The following is a 15,699-nucleotide window of genomic DNA, read 5'->3' as shown; positions in this document are numbered from 1 at the left end:
GTGCAGTGATGTCAGTCACATCACCGAGGCGGTTATCGCCACACGGGCGACGATCTCCGTCGCGAACCTCGCACCCGGAATCGTCACAGCTCCAATACAACACGAACCCGATCGCACACGGCTTCTGCGGACACAAGCCACACCTTCGTCACCACCATGCTCGACGCCGGAGTCGACCTCCGCGACGTCCAGATCGCTGCACGCCACGCCGACCCGCGCACCACCATGCGCTACGACCGCGTTCGCACCAACCTCGACCGCCACCCCAACTACATCCTCGCCGCCTACATGGCCTCCGGCACATGACAAGTCAATACGCGGACATGCCGATGAGCGGCTGTGTGGAGCTGCGATCGCCGTTACAGAGGCTGATTTCGTGTTGTCGTCATGATCGTTTCGGGGTGGGTGTGAGTCCGGTTGCGGTGAGGCAGCCGTCGATCAGGTTGGGGTGGTAGCCGATGCGGTGCAGGTCGCTGCGCACGATGCGCATGAGGTGGTCGGGGTCGGTGATGATGCGGTTGGCCAGCCGGCCTCGCCGCAGTAGTGACCAGATGCCTTCGGTCGGATTCAGATCGGGCGCGTAGGCGGGCAGTTGGTAGACAGTGAGCCAGTCGTGGCCGGTGACGAATCGGCGCATGCCGGCGGTGAGGTGGGTGTTGAGGTTGTCCCAGCAGACCACGATCGGCCCGCCGAGTTGCCGGTGGGCGGCGATGAGCAGGTCCCGGTAGTCGGTCCAGGCGAAGCTCTTCCTGCCCGAACTATTTCGGTCGTGCCGATACGGTCGCCAGATCAGCCGGGACCGATGGCCGGGCTTGTAGCAGGTCAGCGCGGCGATCGATATCCGGCGGGTGGTTCGGCCCCGGACCCGCACGATCGGGGTGTGCCCGCGTGGCGCCCAGGTCCGTGCGGTCGGCGGCGTCATCGTGAACCCGGCTTCGTCTTCGAACACGACCCAGGCTCCGAGCGCCGCCGCGGCGGTTTTACGTGCGGCCACACGTCCTTCACCCACGTCGCGACCGCCGCGTCGTCGCGTTCGACCGCCCGGCGGGCAGGTTGCTGACGGCTCCACCCGTGCCGGTGCAACAACAACGACACCCCCTTGATCGTGTAGGAGATGTGGAACCGGCGCCCGATCACGGTCTTGATCCTGGCCAGAGTCCATTTCTGGTCCGGCCAGCCGTGCTCGGCCGGGCCCTTGGCCAGCTCGTGTTCGAGTACCTGGAACTGTTCGTCGGACAGCAACGGCAGCGACGCGGGGCCCTTGGACCGCAACGCTTCCCGCCCCGCCGATCCCCACGCCTGGCGCCACCGTTGCACCGACCGCACGCTGACTCGCAGCCGGTGGGCGATCACCGCATTGTCCTCGCCCCGGGCGAAAGCGTCCGCGGCTTCCAGCCGCAACCGCTCCCGCAACATCCGTCGCTCGGCGGTCAGCCCACCGCCTTGCGGATACCGCACCCACCAGATGTACCCCACCCACCAGCCACGGCCGTCAAGCCCAGCGACAACACGAATTCAGCCGCTGTAGTACGTAATCCCCAGGTCGGAGCGGGGTTTCATCCCGTGGTCCGATGAGGACGGCGACGTCGGCGTGCTCGAATTGCGGTATGGAGAAACGGATCGTCGATATTGATGTGGTCCGTGGCTTCGCGGTCGCGGGGCTGCCCGTGGTGAATCTCGGACTGACTGTCGGCAAAACACATTATCCGACGGCGGGGCCACTGGCTTCGGTGATCTACGACGACCTGTTCCTGCATCGCTTCGTCACGATCTTCACGTTCCTGTTCGGGGTCAGTTTCGCGCTGGTGCTGCACGGGGCTTCCGAGCGAGCCGCCCGGCCACGGCTGGTGCTGGTGCGGCGGTTGGTCGCGTTGATCGCGTTCGGGGTGTTTCAGCTGTTCCTGCTCGACGGCAACCTGCAACTGTTCATCTACGCGGTACTGGGCCTGGTCGTACTGCTGCCCGTGTCGTACCTGCCTCGACCGGCCATGCCCACGATCGCGGTTGTGCTGCTGCTGTTTTCGCTGCCGTTCGCCGGAGAGGGTCTCGGAGTCGGTGCGGCAGTGAAACTGGTGTCGATATCAATGGCGTTGCTGGTGCTCGGCGCGTCCGTTGTCGCCTACGGGATCCACGCCGACCTGCCGCGCCGCGGACCGGAGATTCGGACGGTCTTCCTGATCGCGGCACCGCTGGCGGTGGTCACCAACGTGCTGAACCATGGCGCCACAACGGTATTCGGGTCAGTCATCGACGAACTCGCCATGTTGTCGACCTCGGTCGCATACGTGACGGGGCTACTGTTGCTATTGCGCACCAGAGCCAGGCGGCCACTGGTCGCCGTACTGTCGCCGCTCGGGCGCATGGCGCTGACGAACTTCCTCGTACAGGCCGCCGCCGCAACGGTTTTCGCCGCCGTGGTCGTCGATATCCGCGACTGGAACTACGTGGCGATCACCTTCGGACTCACGATACTGTTCGTTGCCGTCCAGTCCGTACTCTGCACCCTGTGGCTTCGCAGATTCCGATACGGCCCGTTCGAGTGGCTGTGGCGCTGCGCGACCTGGCTGACCGTGGTCCCGATCGGCTCGACCCCCACACTTTCGTCGGAGGGCACCCCGTCGTGAGCGGGGCAGTTATTGCCACCCTCCCGGATCCACACCCCCTGGCCTACCCGGCCGTCGAGATCCTGTTCGCCGCAACCGACCTGCAAGCGGGGCCGGTCTCGATCCCCGACACGGGCGAGGCCGACCGACGTCGGGTACAGGGCTGCTCGTGCGGCGGCATGGCTTCCACCGCCGCGCGGCATGTCGGTCGTCAGCCGGGTACACAGCTTTTTGACGGCACATGGCACGCGCGACGGCGCGGGGACAGGTTCACCGACCCGAGCAGGGGCGCGCCTACCCGCAGCGGGAAGGACACGACTCCAGCCAATACAGGGCATAGGTGGGTCGGCACCGCATTGACCCCAAGGACTCACTCATTACCCCCTGTCACGGGTTGATGCGAACGCGCCCCACCTGCCTCCCTCTCGTCCATGACCAGCGTTTATGTAGCACACTTCGTGTCATCCGCTCATGCCGCCTATCGCGTGCGTCGTGCAGTTTGCTGATGGTTGTCCGGTGGGGTCTGCGGGTGGGCTAGATCGGTCATGATGGCTCGGTAGGCTTGGCGGGCGATGGAGCGCTCGAGGCAGCGGATGATTTCGCGTTTGGACAAGCCGTCGGTGGTGTGTCTGGCGACGTAGGCGTGGGTCGCCGGGTCGTGGCGCATGCGGACGACCGCGATCATAGGCAGGGCGGCGTTGGCGTCACGGTCGCCGAAGGGATTCAACCGGTGACGGCGGGTTGCCGCTGCTGGCCGGGATCGGGTTCGCGGCGCACAGTGCTGCGAACGCGGATTCCGAGCGCAGCCGGTCGGGTTGCCGCCCGCGGTGACCAACAGCTGGCCCGCGTGGTCGGTGGACACGCCGAACAACGCCATCGTCGTGGGTGCGACCGCTTCCAGCGATGCGGTCGATTGCTTTGTCACGGCGTCGATCTCGTCGGTGAGTGCCGCGATGCGGCGGCCGATGTTGCGCAGCGCGAGTTTCGTGGCCTGAGCGGGATGATCGGGACGGTTGATCTCTACCACCGAAACCGAACGTGATCGCAGATAGCGGGTGAGTCCGGCGCCATAGCAACCGGTGCCTTCCACCCCGACGTGTGTCACGGTCCCGAACGACTCCAGCCATCGCAGCAGAGCGTGGTAACCGCCTGTGTCGGCGTGAGTATCCACTCCGCCGAGGATCGCGTTTCGGTCACCAGCGTTGCTCATCGGCCTCCTCGCGTCGAAACGTCCTGCGCCGCAGCGGGTTGGACGGACACGACAGTGATGAGCTTCGGCAAGGTCCTATGAGGTCACGGCCACCCGCGCACGACGCACGTGCGGTCGCGCGAGCGCCGGGTCGACAGATCGCAAGGACGACATCCCACCTCGATAGGAATCGGTCAAGCCAGAGGTCAAACCCGACACTCGCGCGACCCAACCATCTTCACTGTCCATGCCCGACGAATCGGTGAACAGTGATGGGAGGGTCAGTCCCCGTAGCCCGATGTGCAGGCCCGGTCGACAATGTGGGCGCCGGACTTGTTCTTCGACAGTGCCTCGCTCCGGGCTTCGCGGCGGGTGTAGCCGTCGCCGACTGTCCACAGTGTGTCCGAAGCGGCCAGTGCGCCACAGCCATTGGCCCACGATCAACGGAAACCTCTACGGCGCGGGGGCGATTCCGGAGATCCGCAACGCCTCGACCTTGATCGGGGTCAACCGTACGAACTGTTCGACCAGGACATAGCGTGGGACAGTGCGTTTACCTGGTGCGGCTAGTCTGCGATACATGAGAGTTGCTGCGGCACAGGTTACTTGCGTACCCGCCGATGTTCGGGCGAATATCGGTCGACTGGCCGGGCTTGCTGGGCGGGCGGGTGCGGACTCTGCCGAGCTGATTGTTTTCCCGGAGTTGGCGGTGACCGGGTACGAGCTGGCCGCTATCGCGGCCGATGAGCGTCTGTGGCTCCGCGCCGACGATCCTCGGCTGGATCCGTTGCGCACCACCGGGATAGCGACCGTGGTGAACTGCGCCGCCCCGGCACTCGACGGTCGTCGCCCGGTCATCGCCACCTACGTCTACGGCGCCGACGGCGATCTCCTCACCTGCTATCACAAACAGCACTTGTTCGGCGAGGAGCAGCGATGGTTCACCGCCGCGGACAAGGATGGCCGGTTCGAATTGCGGGGTCTGCGTTTCTCTCTTGCCACCTGCTTCGACAACCACTTCCCCGACCTGGTCGGCCGAATCGCCGATGATGGTTGTGACGTCCATCTGGCCAGCGCCCTGTACGGCACGGGCGGCGGCGTCGCCGAGCGTGCGTCGATCTATCCCGATATCGCAGCACGGGCGGACGTTTACGTGGTCCTTGCCAATCACGTGGGACGGGCGGGTCCGGTCATCGGGTGCGGCCGTGCCGCTGTGTGGAGCCCAGGGGGAGCCCTGCTTGTCCAAGCCGACGAACAGACACCGATGATCGTCACTGCCGAAATCGTCTAGCAGAGGGGACATGTCGCCCTGTCCGGGCTACAGTCCCCGGCTCCCATCGAGAGTTTCTCGGATGATGTCAGCGTGGCCGACGTGCCGGGCGGTCTCCTCGATCAGGTGAACCAGCACCCAGCGCAAGTTGCCGTCGACGATATCGGTACGTGCGCAGGCGTGGTCGAGATCCATGGCGGCCACGATCTGCCGGGACACTCCCACCGCATCCTCGTAGCGAGCGACCCACTGTCCCACCGTATCTGCCTCGTCAACGAGGAAGTCCAGATCTGGGACTTGGGACCGACACTCCGGCCACCCATCGGGAAGGGGGCGTCCAGCGACGACGCCTTGAAACCACCGCTGCTCCCACACCGTCGAGTGCTTCAGTAGCCCGAGCAGGGACAGCGAGCTGGCCGTCGGTGCTCGGCGTGCGTCGAAGTCACTGACCCCTCGGACCTTTCTGATCAACGCATCTCGCTGCTTGTCCAGGAAACCGGTGAGGGCGTCCCGCTCATTCGCCGGAGAGAACTCGACTGCCACGTAGCGAACACTACAGTCGATCAGACATCGTGTGCCACAGTCGATCTCGCCGCACAGAACCCCCGATCAGCGGCTATAAGGGTGCGCTCGCGTGCGGTCAGTGGTGTCGCGCGGCATTCAAGGTCGGCATGATGGTCCATGCGTCGCAAGCCTTCCGCCAAAGTCGCAGTCCGCCGCGCAAAGTCGCAGTCCGCCGCGTCCGCGCGGGTGACCGCTGCGAGCCAGTGCCCGCCGGTGGACGGTCGGCTATGCGCTCGGCTTGCCCGGCGTACCCGAACCGCCGGGCCCGCCGAGCGTCACGGTCAGCCTGGCGGGGTCGGCGGACTGTACGGAGCCGGACAGGTCGGTGCCGCCGGTGGGGTGTACGTCGTCGTAGGGGAAGGCGTAGCCGAGTCCGTTGGTGGCCGTGGCGTGGACGATGCGGGCGTAGTGATTGGTCTGCGCGGCCGTGTAGTAGTCGGAGACGTGCTCGCCGTCGGGCTGCTTGCTGTCGATCAGCAAGGTGGTGCGGTTGAACGCGGCGGCCAGTCGGGCACTGATATTGCCCATCTCGTCGTTGCCGGTCGTGAACGGTCCACTGCTGCAGCTGAATACGTCTCTGGTGGCGGGCTTGGCGAATGTGCCGACTCCGTTGAAGGTCAGCAGTCCGTTCACCACCTGCCCGGTGACCGTGCCCCACGTGTATTGCGTGTCGATGGTGAGCTGGCTGCTCGCGTACTTCGACCAGACCTGGTCGATGTAGTTGTCGAAGTAGCCGGAGAACAATGACGTGCCGCCAGCCATCGCTTGGTTCGGGCTCAGCGCCCTGATGTTGCGGCCGTTGCCGGTGACGATCAACTTGCCCCAGTCGCTGCCGTCGCTGGCGGCTTGCGTGGCCAGGGCCGAGCATATCGTGGTCAGGCCGTCGCCCGGCAGTCCCGCAATGGTCTGTGTGCCTGAGGATGTGGCGAGTGTGAGGCCGATGGGCAGTGCGACGAAGTCGACGAAGCTGATATTCGCGTACAGCTGCGAGGCGTCGTAGGTGAACTCGCAGAAGTCCCACAGGACATTGATATTCGGGTCACTCGGATTGCTGACCGACGGCTCCACCAATGCCGGGCCGGGGTTGACCGAGAACGCCAGCGTGCTGCCGATCGAGAACCAGATTCGCCCACCGGCGATATGCGGGATCGTGATCGTCCTGGGCGAGCCACCCGAGGCGTTGAGCGGGATCGCGCAGTCGACCGCCACCGGCGTCTGCGACGACGGCGAGGGCGGATAGTAGGGGGTCCGACCGTCGGCCTCCAACAGCATCAGGGCATTTCCGTTATCGATCGCCTGACCCGTCACATACGCGTAGACGGTGTTCGATCCGCTGTTGTTCACCACATCGACCGGCAGCGTCGCGGGTGTCGCCGCGGAAACCACCCGTTCGACCCCGACCCCCAGCACCGGCACCGACAACACCGAGGCCCGCAGAAGTGTCCGACGCGATATCACAATGCACCTCCTTCCGGATCACTCCCATGGTCCCACGCGTCGGGAAATCACATCGCTTAAGCCGCAACATAATTCAGTACAGGGGAAATGCCCATCCGCCCGGGTAGTGTAGTTCGCGGTCGTGGCGGAAGGCGGTGCTGGCGTGGGCGACCACTCCTGTCCGCAGTTCCTCGATCAGACCCGCGGCGGCGAGGCTGGCCAGGGTCGTGCCTCCCAGATAGGCCGCGCCGAGTTCGGTCGATGTCAGGCGTAGGTCGGCGGGGGCGTGAGTGCGCTGGCAACTAGCCGACACACTGTCTGCCTGCAGGCGGTAACGTCCCGCGTTCCATGGGCAGAAGCGGTCCTCGATATCGAGGACGATATCCAAGGGGGCCGAGTAGCGGCGTCCGGCCAGCGCCCGGTCCACATCGATCAGCCGAACCCACTTCGGTAGGGCACTGTCCGAGGCTGTTATGGCGCAGTGCGGTCCTCGCGCAGTTGGTCGCGTTCGGCGGTGAGGGCGGCGTTGGCGTGGCGCAGGGCGGTGTTGTCGTCTTCGAGGTCGAGGATGCGGGCGATGGCGGCGAGGTTGATCCCCTGTCCGGTCAGTGCGGCGATACGTGCGAGCCGTGCGAGGTCGTCGTCGCTGTAGCGGCGGGTGCCCCCCGAACTGCGGGCCGGGGTGAGCAGGCCGTGCTGCTCGTACAAGCGCAGTGAATGCGTGCCCATCCCGGACAGTTCGGCGGCGACGGAGATCCCGTACACCGCCTGCCCCGGGCCGGGCCGGTGCGCGGGACCGGGGTCGGTCGGGTGGTGGTCGTGTGGGTCGGGCAGCATCGGACTCCTCTCTCGCTCCTCCAGATTAGCTCAGCATGATGCTTGCACTCTCCTCGGTGGAGTGCTAAAATAAATCTAAGCCAGATGACAGAGGTTATCTGAGTACCTTCGATCGAGAATGGAGAGTGTTGGAGGTGGCGACCATGCTGATGCGCACCGATCCGTTCCGGGACCTGGATCGCTTGACACAGCAGGTGTTCGGCACGCCGGCTCGGCCGGTGGTGATGCCGATGGACGCCTGGCGTGAGGGCAACGAGTTCTTCGTCGAACTCGACCTACCCGGCATCGACCCGGAGTCCCTGGACCTGGATATCGAACGCAATGTGGTGACCGTGCGCGCGTCTCGCCCGCAGTTGGATCAGGATCGGGCGATGATCGCCGCGGAACGCACCCGCGGGGTGTTCAGTCGCCAGTTGTTCCTCGGGGAGAATCTCGACACCGACGCCATTCGCGCCGACTACCACGACGGTGTCCTGCGTCTGGTTATCCCGGTCGCGGAGAAGGCCAAGCCCCGCAAGATCGAGATCACCCGCCACCACGACGAACGCCAGGCGATCAACGCCTGACCCGGGCGGCGTCACGGGAGGGTCCTGTGATGGTGCACGCGACCGGTCCTGCTCCGAGCGAGGCCGCCGAGGAGCTGTCGCGCCTGGATCCCCGGCTGTTGACTCTCGATCCGGACCTCGAGGAGTTGTTCGCCGAGATCGAGGAGGTCTTGTGCGAGGCCCGCGACCGATGGAGGTCACTGCCAGCGCGCGAGCGTCGGATGCCTTGGCCGGGCGCGCGATGGCGGCGTCGGCGGGCGGTCCGACTCCACGCGCGCCGACCGGGCGCGGGGGCGGCCCGCCAGCGCGGTCCGCCCCCGAAGGCCGCTGGCGGCCCACGGTATCCGATGGTGAGTGAGAGCGAGATCCGATGGCGAGTGAGAGCGAGGTGATGCCTGTCGAATCACATGAAATGTTCTCGCGCAGAAAGGTTCTCGCGATGGTCCGAGTCGGCGGCCCGGGTTTCGGCACCTGCACACCGGCGCCAGTGCGTTAGGACATCCCGTCCAGCGCGTGCCAGCCACGGTAGTGGCATCGACAGGCGAGCACGGCTCGCCGCCCCTCGCAGGGAGCATCGCAGAAGGTCCTGTTCAGATTCCTTCCGTCGACGGGTGGGCCCGGATGGCCTGGGTCTTGCGGGCCCACCCGGCCTTTCATTGCATCGTGACATTCGAAAGGGGACATCGTGACCGACGCCTGGACCACCATCTTGGCGGGCAGTGATTTCGACCGCGCCGACCAGAACGTTCCCGTCCACGAATGCGATATAGGCCTGGACACCACCGCGCTGTGCGCCCCGGCCGAAGCAGCGCGCGCCGCGATCGACCCCGCCGAACTCACCGATCGTATCGACCAAGCCTGGATCACCCCACTGGATCTCGAAGACGACTACAGCCTCCGATCACATATCACCGACACAGCCGAACGCTTCCTCCGGATGAGCCACATACCCACCGCCGCAAGCGATCCCGATGTCTCGCCGGTGGTGCGCTGGCCTGAACCCAGCCCGCTGGAACCCTGGTGAAGCACCGTCATGCGTCCTGTACGCCCGACTTGGCGCTGAACAATAAGTCTAGGTAGACGCGATGACGGTCACCGTGCTCCCAGCCGGTGGAACCGCCATCTCGGACGCGCCGCTGACCTACAACACGGACGAATCGGATGCCTTATGAAGGGTGTCGACGATGGCCAGTTCGACAGGCGTGCACAGGTTTCCAGGCGCGGCCCCGCTCCGATCATCGAGGTCGGAGCGGGGCACATATGGAGGCAGGAACCAGCAGCAGTCCGACTCCGCATGTGTCTCCACGATCTCGATGACGCACTGCGCTGGACAACCTGCATGAGCAGCTCGTGCAACACCCGGCACTAGGTTTCCTGACATAGCCGAAACTGCACTGCCTCAATGATATTCGTGCCGAGGATGGGCGCGGCACACGGAATCAGCCACTCGCGCTGGGAATGTCGGCCACCGCGATTCGGCACTCGCGCTGTCCCAGTTCAGTTGGCTCAACCCCGACGGCACCGCGTCTCACCGCAACCACCAATCTCATCAACGGCCTGGGTGCGGCTGGATCGGCGGCGACACCTACCGGGAGTCTCACGAAGGCGAACCAGTCTCCGCGACTGCGTATTTCGAGCACGTGCGCCGGTAGTCGGGCGCGGGCGGGACAGGTATTGGCCGCGCATCACGATCGGATCTGAGCCCGGCCAGATCGAGTGAATTCCAGGACCCTTCAGGCCAACACGATTGATTCAACCGCGCGGCGTCGGCGGCGTGGTCGAGGGGGAAGGAGGTTGGCCCAAAGATGGCTGGTCCTTATCCCAGCAAGGTCGCCAGACGTAACGGATGTCCGGCTCGCGTTCCTCGTTGCGCATCCCGTCGGTCCGGTCGACCTCGACGAATCCGTGGCGCTCATAGAAGCGGCGCGCCGGATGGTTGACCTGGAAGGTCCACAGGCCCAGGCCGTTCGGCCTGCGCTGTTTTGCAAGTCTCATGAATCGGTCGCCGAGGCCGCGTCCTCGCCAGGTCGGTTCCAGATACAGCTGCTCCAGCTCGGCGTCGGCTAATGCCAGCAGTCCGACGATCACATCGTCGGCCACCGCTACCCACGCCTCGTGCTGCGGTAGGACCACCTCGGCGAACCAGTTCCGGACATCGTCATCGGTGTGCCCGTCGCACGGTCGGTAGTGCAGCCGCAAAGGACCGCAGCCACACCTCTGACATGGCGGCCGCGTCGGAATCATCCGCACGACGAAAAGCAACATCCATAGGTTTGGACCTTAGGGGACCGCTCTGGCCTGGCTTGCATAATCGACTATCAGCGCGCATTGGAAGTCCATGTCCTCCAACCAATCCGAACACCTGCGGCAGAATAGTGCGATGACAACCGCCAGGAGGCACCACCAGAAGCTCACGGGAATGTTGGCTTCCCGCAGCGATATCGAGCTCACCGAGCTCATGGAAGCTGGGCGGCCCAACGGCGTTGGGGTGGGTGGTGGCTCCGCTGTTCTCGATGTCGAGGGCGTATCGGTGTTCGCCAAACGTATTCCGCTCACCGATCGAGAGCTCGCACACCGCGGGTCGACCTCGAACCTGTTCGGGCTACCGGTGTTCTGCCAGTACGGCATTGGCGGCCCGAGTTTCAATGCATGGCGTGAACTCGCCGCGAATATCATTGTCACCAACGGGGTTCTGAGCGGACAGACTCGGGCATTCCCGATGCTCTACCACTGGCGAGTTCTGCCCGGCCGCTCTCCGATCGCGGCTGAGCATGCCGATCTGGACGCAGTGGTCGCCGCCTACGACGGCTGCCCAGCCGTAGGCGATCGCCTCGAAGCCCTGGCGGCCGCATCGTCGAGCCTCGTGCTGTTCTGCGAGCACATCCGAGATCCGATATCGAATTGGCTGCGCGAGAACCCGATTGGCAAGGCCGCCGCGGTCGAGCGGCAGCTGTTGCAGATTGTGACGTTCCTACGAGATCGGGAACTGCTGCACATGGACGGGCACTTCGGCAATATGCGCACCAACGGGGAGCGGATCTATCTCAGCGACTTCGGGCTGGCAACCTCGCCGCGTTTCGACCTGTCGGCCGCCGAGCGCGACTTCGCCGAACGCCATACCACTCACGATGCCGATTATGCCGCCATGCGGCTGGTCAACTGGCTGGTGACCGAGGTATGCGGAATTACGATGCCGACCAGCGGCGGCCCGCTCGCGCGCAATGAGTACGTACTCCGGTGCGCTGCCGGTCATATCCCGGACAGCGTGCCGCCGGTTGTGGCTGCAATTCTGACCCGGCACGCACCCGCTGCCGCAAGAATGAATGCCTTCTACTGGAAACTGTTCGGCGGCGACATACATGCCGAATACCCTGGTTGATATGCCCGCCCTGTCATCTTCATTCAGCCGCGGATATTTGAGATGCCATGTGGCCGAGCCCGTGTGGGCCGCCGGAACGTAGTTGGGATGCCGGTCTAGGGTGATGCGCTCGTCCTCGGCAGTGCGGACGTTTCGCGAGATCGGTTGGCGGCCAACCGCTATGTCTCGCCAGGCCCAGAGCGGGAACGCATTCGCGGCCGAGCAAGCGTGGGTGTGCAGCACCGGCTGAAATACCCTGTGGTCTGCACGCCGCAAGCGGGCAGACCACGCTCAACCATAGGGAATCCAGGATGACCCATCCTGGAAATGTCCAGCCGCAACCGAACCTCGACAGGGGTTGAGCCTCGGCCGCGAACCGGACTGTGTCTACGTGCGCTTCCTGTTCCTGTTCTCCAGGGCTTCAACACCGGATTCAGCGGCGGCCGACTTGGCCTTCTTCTCCGCTCGCTTCTCCTTGATGGATTTTCCCTGCTTCTTGGACATCGTGCTACGCGGAGATTTATCGGACAACTGGGGGTCCTTTGTTTGCAAGACCTCGGCGGTCTCGATGCCTCGACCATACGCTACCCCGGAGCGATTCCGCCCGGATACGAGCGAGGCGCGCCGTCGGGGGAGCTGATCGAGACCTGTTCGGCCGCACCGGAGGACGATGAGCGGGACTGGTACGCGCGGTGTGGCGGCGGGGGAGTGGCTCCTGCAACCACCGACCACCCACTCATGAGCGTCCGCCGATCGGATGTTCCTGTTGGGCAATCGGTCAGAAGCGGTTCGATGAACGCCTGCACGGCGGCAATCGGGTGTCGGGTCCGGGATGAATACCGGTGGACGCGAGCAGTTCGCACGGCGTCGACGGCACGGGATTGGTTCGGTCGCTCCCCGCGGCGGTTGTCTCTGGTTGGTGGTGTCGGCGGGCTCACGATGATCGGCCTTGGCGTTGCTGTGGCGGTGACGGGCCGCAAGGAGTGAACGATTCCTCCGCGATACCGGTTGCTGATCCAGATTCGCCCGCAGGTATCAGTAATAGGACGGAATGGGGTGGGGGACGTACGGTGCGGTGAGGCGGTCGAGTTCGTCGCTGGTCAGGGTTAATTCGAGGGCGGCGACGGCATCGTCGAGATGGTGTGGTTTGGTGGCGCCGACAATCGGTGCGGTGACGGCGGGTTGGGCGAGGAGCCAGGCGAGCGCGATCTGGGCGCGCGATATCCCGCGCTCGTCGGCAATGGTGGCTACGGTCTGGGCGACCGCGCGATCGGCGGTCTCGGTTCCGGTGCGGAATTCTCGGTTGATCAATTGGGCATTGTCGTCTTTTGTGGCCCGGTCGGTTTCGGTGCCCCAATCCCGGGTGAGCAGTCCTCTGGCCAAGGGGCTCCACGGTGTGACGCCGATGCCCTCTCGCAGCGCGAAGGGGATTACCTCGCGTTCGTCTTCGCGGGTGATGAGGTTGTACTGGTTCTGAACGCAGATATAGCGGGTCCAGCCGTGCAGATCCGCGGCGTGCTGGGCGACGGCGAGTTGATAGCCCCGGACATTGGAGGCGCCGAGATAGCGGACCTTGCCCGCCTTGACCGCGTCGTGCAGGGCTTCCATGGTCTCCTCGATCTCGGTGTCGGGATCCCATCGGTGGGTGATATAGAGGTCGAGGTAATCGGTATCGAGGCGGCGCAGGCTCTGGTCGAGTTCGGCGAAAATCTCCTTGCGCGACAGGCCACCGGCGACGGGGCCGGTATTCATCGGGCCGGAAACCTTGGTCGCGAGCACCACTTCGTCGCGCCGGGCGAAGTCCTTGACGGCCCGGCCGAGGATTTCCTCACTGCTGCCGTTGCTGTAGACATTGGCGGTGTCGAAGTAGTTGATCCCCGCTTCCAATGCCTGGCGGATGAACGGGCGGGCCTGGTCCTCGGGCAGCGTCCACGCATGCGCCCCACGATCCGGAGCGCCATAACTCATGCAGCCCAACGCGAGTCGCGACACTCGCAACCCGGACTTGCCGAGGCGGACGTATTCCATTGGGGCACTCCTTGATTGGTCGGCAGGTCAGGTCTCCACGGGACACGATAGCATTACTTGGACTAAGTCTAATATTAGATAAAGTCCAGCTATACTGGGGGCATGTCGGCGTCTCCAGTTCTCGGTCACAGGCAGCAGAAGAAGCTCGACACCTGGCGTGCCCTGCGCGAAGCCGCGATTCGGCTGATGCTCGAGCGGTCGTTCGACGAGGTGAGCGTCGACGAAATCGCCGCTGCCGCAAGGGTTTCCCGCGCTACGTTCTTCAACTACTTCCGCAGCAAGGAAGCGGTGATCCTGGATCCCGACCCGGCCATGGCCGCGGAAGCGGTCGAGATCCTGGCCGCCCGCCCCTCCGGTGAACCGATCTGGGAGTCGCTCACCGAGTCGGTCATCGACTTCGCGCGCCGCAACAGCGATCGGCTCACCGTGAAGTACCGCATAACGGCATCGTCCCCCGCGCTGGCGCAATCACGGCGCAACGCAGGCCAACCCTTCTGGGACGAGATCCGCCGATGGCTCGCCGACCGCGTTCCGAACGGTCCCTATGCGCGGTTCCAGATCGACCTGATCACTAATATCGCACTGGCGGTGGCCGATACCGCGACCGCCACCTGGAACCCCGACGACGGGCCTGATGCATTGGCGGAACTGCTGCGGATGGGGTTCGATGCTGTTGAGGTTTCCGGGTTTCGGTAATAGGTACTGCGAGGATTGCGTTGGAACACGATGTCGTGCAACCATTCCGGAGTGAGACGGCTGGTCGAGCCACGCCATGCGGCTGTTAGCGCCTCCAGTCCATGGTGATCGCGAAGGCCGCCTTTGCGATCGGCGGTTCGGAGATTGGGATGGTTTGTCACGTCCGGGGTTTGGTGAGATAGACCGCGCCATTGATGTGACCCGGCGGGGTCGGAACCGATAGCGGGACGAGTCGGTATCCCGCCTTCTGATACATGCGGATGTTGCGCTCACTGCGGGTCCCGGTGAACAGAATGAATTGCTCTACGTGAGGTGGCGCAAGGCCCTCCATCAGGCGGAGAAGGTGCGAGCCGATCCGGCGTCGGGCCAGGTCCGGGGCGACCATGAATCGGCCTATCTGCCAGTCGGTGCCCTCGGTTCTGCCGCGCGATGCGGCGACCAGACGTCCGCGTTGGCGTACGACGAGTGTGGTCCAGGTAGTCGCCCACGCCAGGATCTCCTTCGTCCGGAACCTATCTAGGCGCTCATTCGTAGGATGAGTGTGAGACTGATGCGTCGAGAACGAAAGCGCCGCCGTCGCGGCAGGCTATCTGGCGTTAAGCACGAGGCTGTGGAAGTCGGCGTCGATGTGGCGTCGGAACTGGCTTTATCCGGTGTGCTCCATGCTGCCGTCGCGGGCTTTCGGGCCGTTGCTCGTGTGATCTCTGGACTCCTCGGTTGAGCAAGGTCGTTGTGGCAACTGCCCGACAAGGTCGGCCCGGTTGCCGGTTTCGGGACCGGACGTCCGGACTCCATCCGCCACACTTGTGACGTGGAACGAGAGCTGACCGATAACGAGCAGGAGGCCCTGCACGCCATGTTGGCGGGCGACTTCCCGGGCGCTGTCGAACTGCGAGCGCAGGCGCTCACGGCCAAGGTCGTCGGGCAGTGCCGCTGCGGCTGCCCCACCATCGACCTCATGGTGGACCCGAGCGCACCCGCCGCTGCGAACCTACCCAATCCGGTAACGGAGGCCGCGACCGACGACGGCGGCCTCCTCCTGTTCGTCCGGGACGGAAAGCTGGTCGGCCTCGAGTATTATTCGCTGACCGACGACACACCCGATCGTTTCCCAGCACCGGACCGAATCCGCCTGACGCCGTGACTGGGCTGGTTCAGCGGTAGATTGCAGC

At 64.7% G+C, this 15,699-nt stretch carries 17 protein-coding genes and 1 pseudogene; 9 read left to right on the top strand and 9 right to left on the bottom strand.

The genetic code is table 11. From position 1 onward, the window contains the following. Positions 1-156 precede the first annotated feature (156 nt). Entirely contained in the window at positions 157-306 is a 150-nt protein-coding gene (locus HPY32_RS41005; protein WP_082871287.1) for a hypothetical protein, read from the top strand. 79 nt (positions 307-385) lie between these two features. Here the strand turns inward: HPY32_RS41005 and HPY32_RS46890 are convergent. Beyond that, a protein-coding gene (locus tag HPY32_RS46890) for an IS630 family transposase (RefSeq protein WP_444939652.1) occupies positions 386-1,458 on the bottom strand; the annotation gives its coding sequence in 2 pieces (ribosomal slippage) (positions 386-921 and positions 921-1,458; 1,074 coding nt in all). A 149-nt stretch (positions 1,459-1,607) separates the two neighbouring features. Between HPY32_RS46890 and HPY32_RS40990 the strand changes: the two genes are divergently transcribed. Further along, positions 1,608-2,624: a DUF418 domain-containing protein gene (locus HPY32_RS40990; RefSeq protein ID WP_067587083.1), complete on the top strand. Its 1,017-nt coding sequence runs from the start codon at positions 1,608-1,610 to the stop codon at positions 2,622-2,624. Between the two features lie 457 nt (positions 2,625-3,081). Here HPY32_RS40990 and HPY32_RS40985 read toward each other — a convergent pair whose 3' ends face one another. Beyond that, positions 3,082-3,813: a hypothetical protein gene (locus HPY32_RS40985; RefSeq protein ID WP_216676723.1), complete on the bottom strand. Its 732-nt coding sequence runs from the start codon at positions 3,811-3,813 to the stop codon at positions 3,082-3,084. Positions 3,814-4,372: 559 nt separating this feature from the next. On the opposite strand from HPY32_RS40985, the gene HPY32_RS40980 reads away from it, so the two are divergent. Continuing rightward, the gene (locus tag HPY32_RS40980; RefSeq protein WP_067587089.1) at positions 4,373-5,083 is read left to right on the top strand and encodes a carbon-nitrogen hydrolase family protein; all 711 of its coding nucleotides are present in this window, start codon (positions 4,373-4,375) and stop codon (positions 5,081-5,083) included. Between the two features lie 27 nt (positions 5,084-5,110). Here the strand turns inward: HPY32_RS40980 and HPY32_RS40975 are convergent, their stop codons facing one another. The 4 genes from HPY32_RS40975 to HPY32_RS40960 form a co-directional block, all read right to left on the bottom strand. Then, on the bottom strand, positions 5,111-5,605 hold the full coding sequence (locus tag HPY32_RS40975; protein WP_171983288.1) for a DinB family protein: 495 nt from the start codon (positions 5,603-5,605) through the stop codon (positions 5,111-5,113). Positions 5,606-5,851: 246 nt separating this feature from the next. Continuing rightward, on the bottom strand, positions 5,852-7,084 hold the full coding sequence (locus HPY32_RS40970) for a glycoside hydrolase family 64 protein (protein WP_067587095.1): 1,233 nt from the start codon (positions 7,082-7,084) through the stop codon (positions 5,852-5,854). A 73-nt stretch (positions 7,085-7,157) separates the two neighbouring features. Next, on the bottom strand, positions 7,158-7,490 hold the full coding sequence (locus HPY32_RS40965) for a sterol carrier protein domain-containing protein (protein ID WP_067587098.1): 333 nt from the start codon (positions 7,488-7,490) through the stop codon (positions 7,158-7,160). 44 nt (positions 7,491-7,534) lie between these two features. Continuing rightward, positions 7,535-7,900: a MerR family transcriptional regulator gene (locus HPY32_RS40960; RefSeq protein ID WP_082871291.1), complete on the bottom strand. Its 366-nt coding sequence runs from the start codon at positions 7,898-7,900 to the stop codon at positions 7,535-7,537. A 143-nt stretch (positions 7,901-8,043) separates the two neighbouring features. Between HPY32_RS40960 and HPY32_RS40955 the strand changes: the two genes are divergently transcribed. Continuing rightward, positions 8,044-8,466 carry an Hsp20/alpha crystallin family protein gene (locus HPY32_RS40955; RefSeq protein WP_067595637.1) on the top strand — a complete coding sequence of 141 codons (423 nt, stop codon included), beginning with the start codon at positions 8,044-8,046 and terminating at the stop codon, positions 8,464-8,466. 664 nt (positions 8,467-9,130) lie between these two features. Then, positions 9,131-9,469, top strand: a complete 339-nt coding sequence (locus HPY32_RS40950; protein WP_067587101.1) for a hypothetical protein — start codon at positions 9,131-9,133, stop codon at positions 9,467-9,469. Positions 9,470-10,197: 728 nt separating this feature from the next. On the opposite strand, the gene HPY32_RS40945 is transcribed toward HPY32_RS40950, so the two are convergent. Next, positions 10,198-10,689: a GNAT family N-acetyltransferase gene (locus tag HPY32_RS40945; protein ID WP_231951921.1), complete on the bottom strand. Its 492-nt coding sequence runs from the start codon at positions 10,687-10,689 to the stop codon at positions 10,198-10,200. A gap of 136 nt (positions 10,690-10,825) precedes the next feature. On the opposite strand from HPY32_RS40945, the gene HPY32_RS40940 reads away from it, so the two are divergent. Together HPY32_RS40940 and HPY32_RS46390 are read left to right on the top strand one after the other, a co-directional pair. Further along, positions 10,826-11,824 carry a serine/threonine protein phosphatase gene (locus HPY32_RS40940; RefSeq protein WP_067595639.1) on the top strand — a complete coding sequence of 333 codons (999 nt, stop codon included), beginning with the start codon at positions 10,826-10,828 and terminating at the stop codon, positions 11,822-11,824. 843 nt (positions 11,825-12,667) lie between these two features. Continuing rightward, positions 12,668-12,790 (top strand): annotated as a pseudogene (locus tag HPY32_RS46390) (LysE family translocator); the annotation flags it as partial. Between the two features lie 48 nt (positions 12,791-12,838). On the opposite strand, the gene HPY32_RS40935 reads toward HPY32_RS46390, so the two are convergent. Further along, positions 12,839-13,831 (bottom strand): aldo/keto reductase, encoded by a 993-nt coding sequence (locus HPY32_RS40935; RefSeq protein WP_067587104.1) that lies wholly within the window; start codon positions 13,829-13,831, stop codon positions 12,839-12,841. A gap of 102 nt (positions 13,832-13,933) precedes the next feature. On the opposite strand from HPY32_RS40935, the gene HPY32_RS40930 reads away from it, so the two are divergent. Beyond that, a complete protein-coding gene (locus HPY32_RS40930; protein ID WP_067587107.1) occupies positions 13,934-14,527 on the top strand; it encodes a TetR/AcrR family transcriptional regulator in 594 nt (197 codons plus the stop codon). A gap of 157 nt (positions 14,528-14,684) precedes the next feature. Here HPY32_RS40930 and HPY32_RS40925 read toward each other — a convergent pair whose 3' ends face one another. Beyond that, positions 14,685-15,020 (bottom strand): GNAT family N-acetyltransferase, encoded by a 336-nt coding sequence (locus HPY32_RS40925; protein WP_216676845.1) that lies wholly within the window; start codon positions 15,018-15,020, stop codon positions 14,685-14,687. A 318-nt stretch (positions 15,021-15,338) separates the two neighbouring features. Between HPY32_RS40925 and HPY32_RS40920 the strand changes: the two genes are divergently transcribed. Continuing rightward, positions 15,339-15,671, top strand: a complete 333-nt coding sequence (locus HPY32_RS40920; RefSeq protein ID WP_197696479.1) for a hypothetical protein — start codon at positions 15,339-15,341, stop codon at positions 15,669-15,671. Positions 15,672-15,699: the final 28 nt, after the last annotated feature.

The sequence above is a fragment of the Nocardia terpenica genome (assembly GCF_013186535.1).
Lineage (GTDB): Bacteria > Actinomycetota > Actinomycetes > Mycobacteriales > Mycobacteriaceae > Nocardia > Nocardia terpenica.
This window is presented reverse-complemented; position numbering and strand designations above follow the sequence as displayed.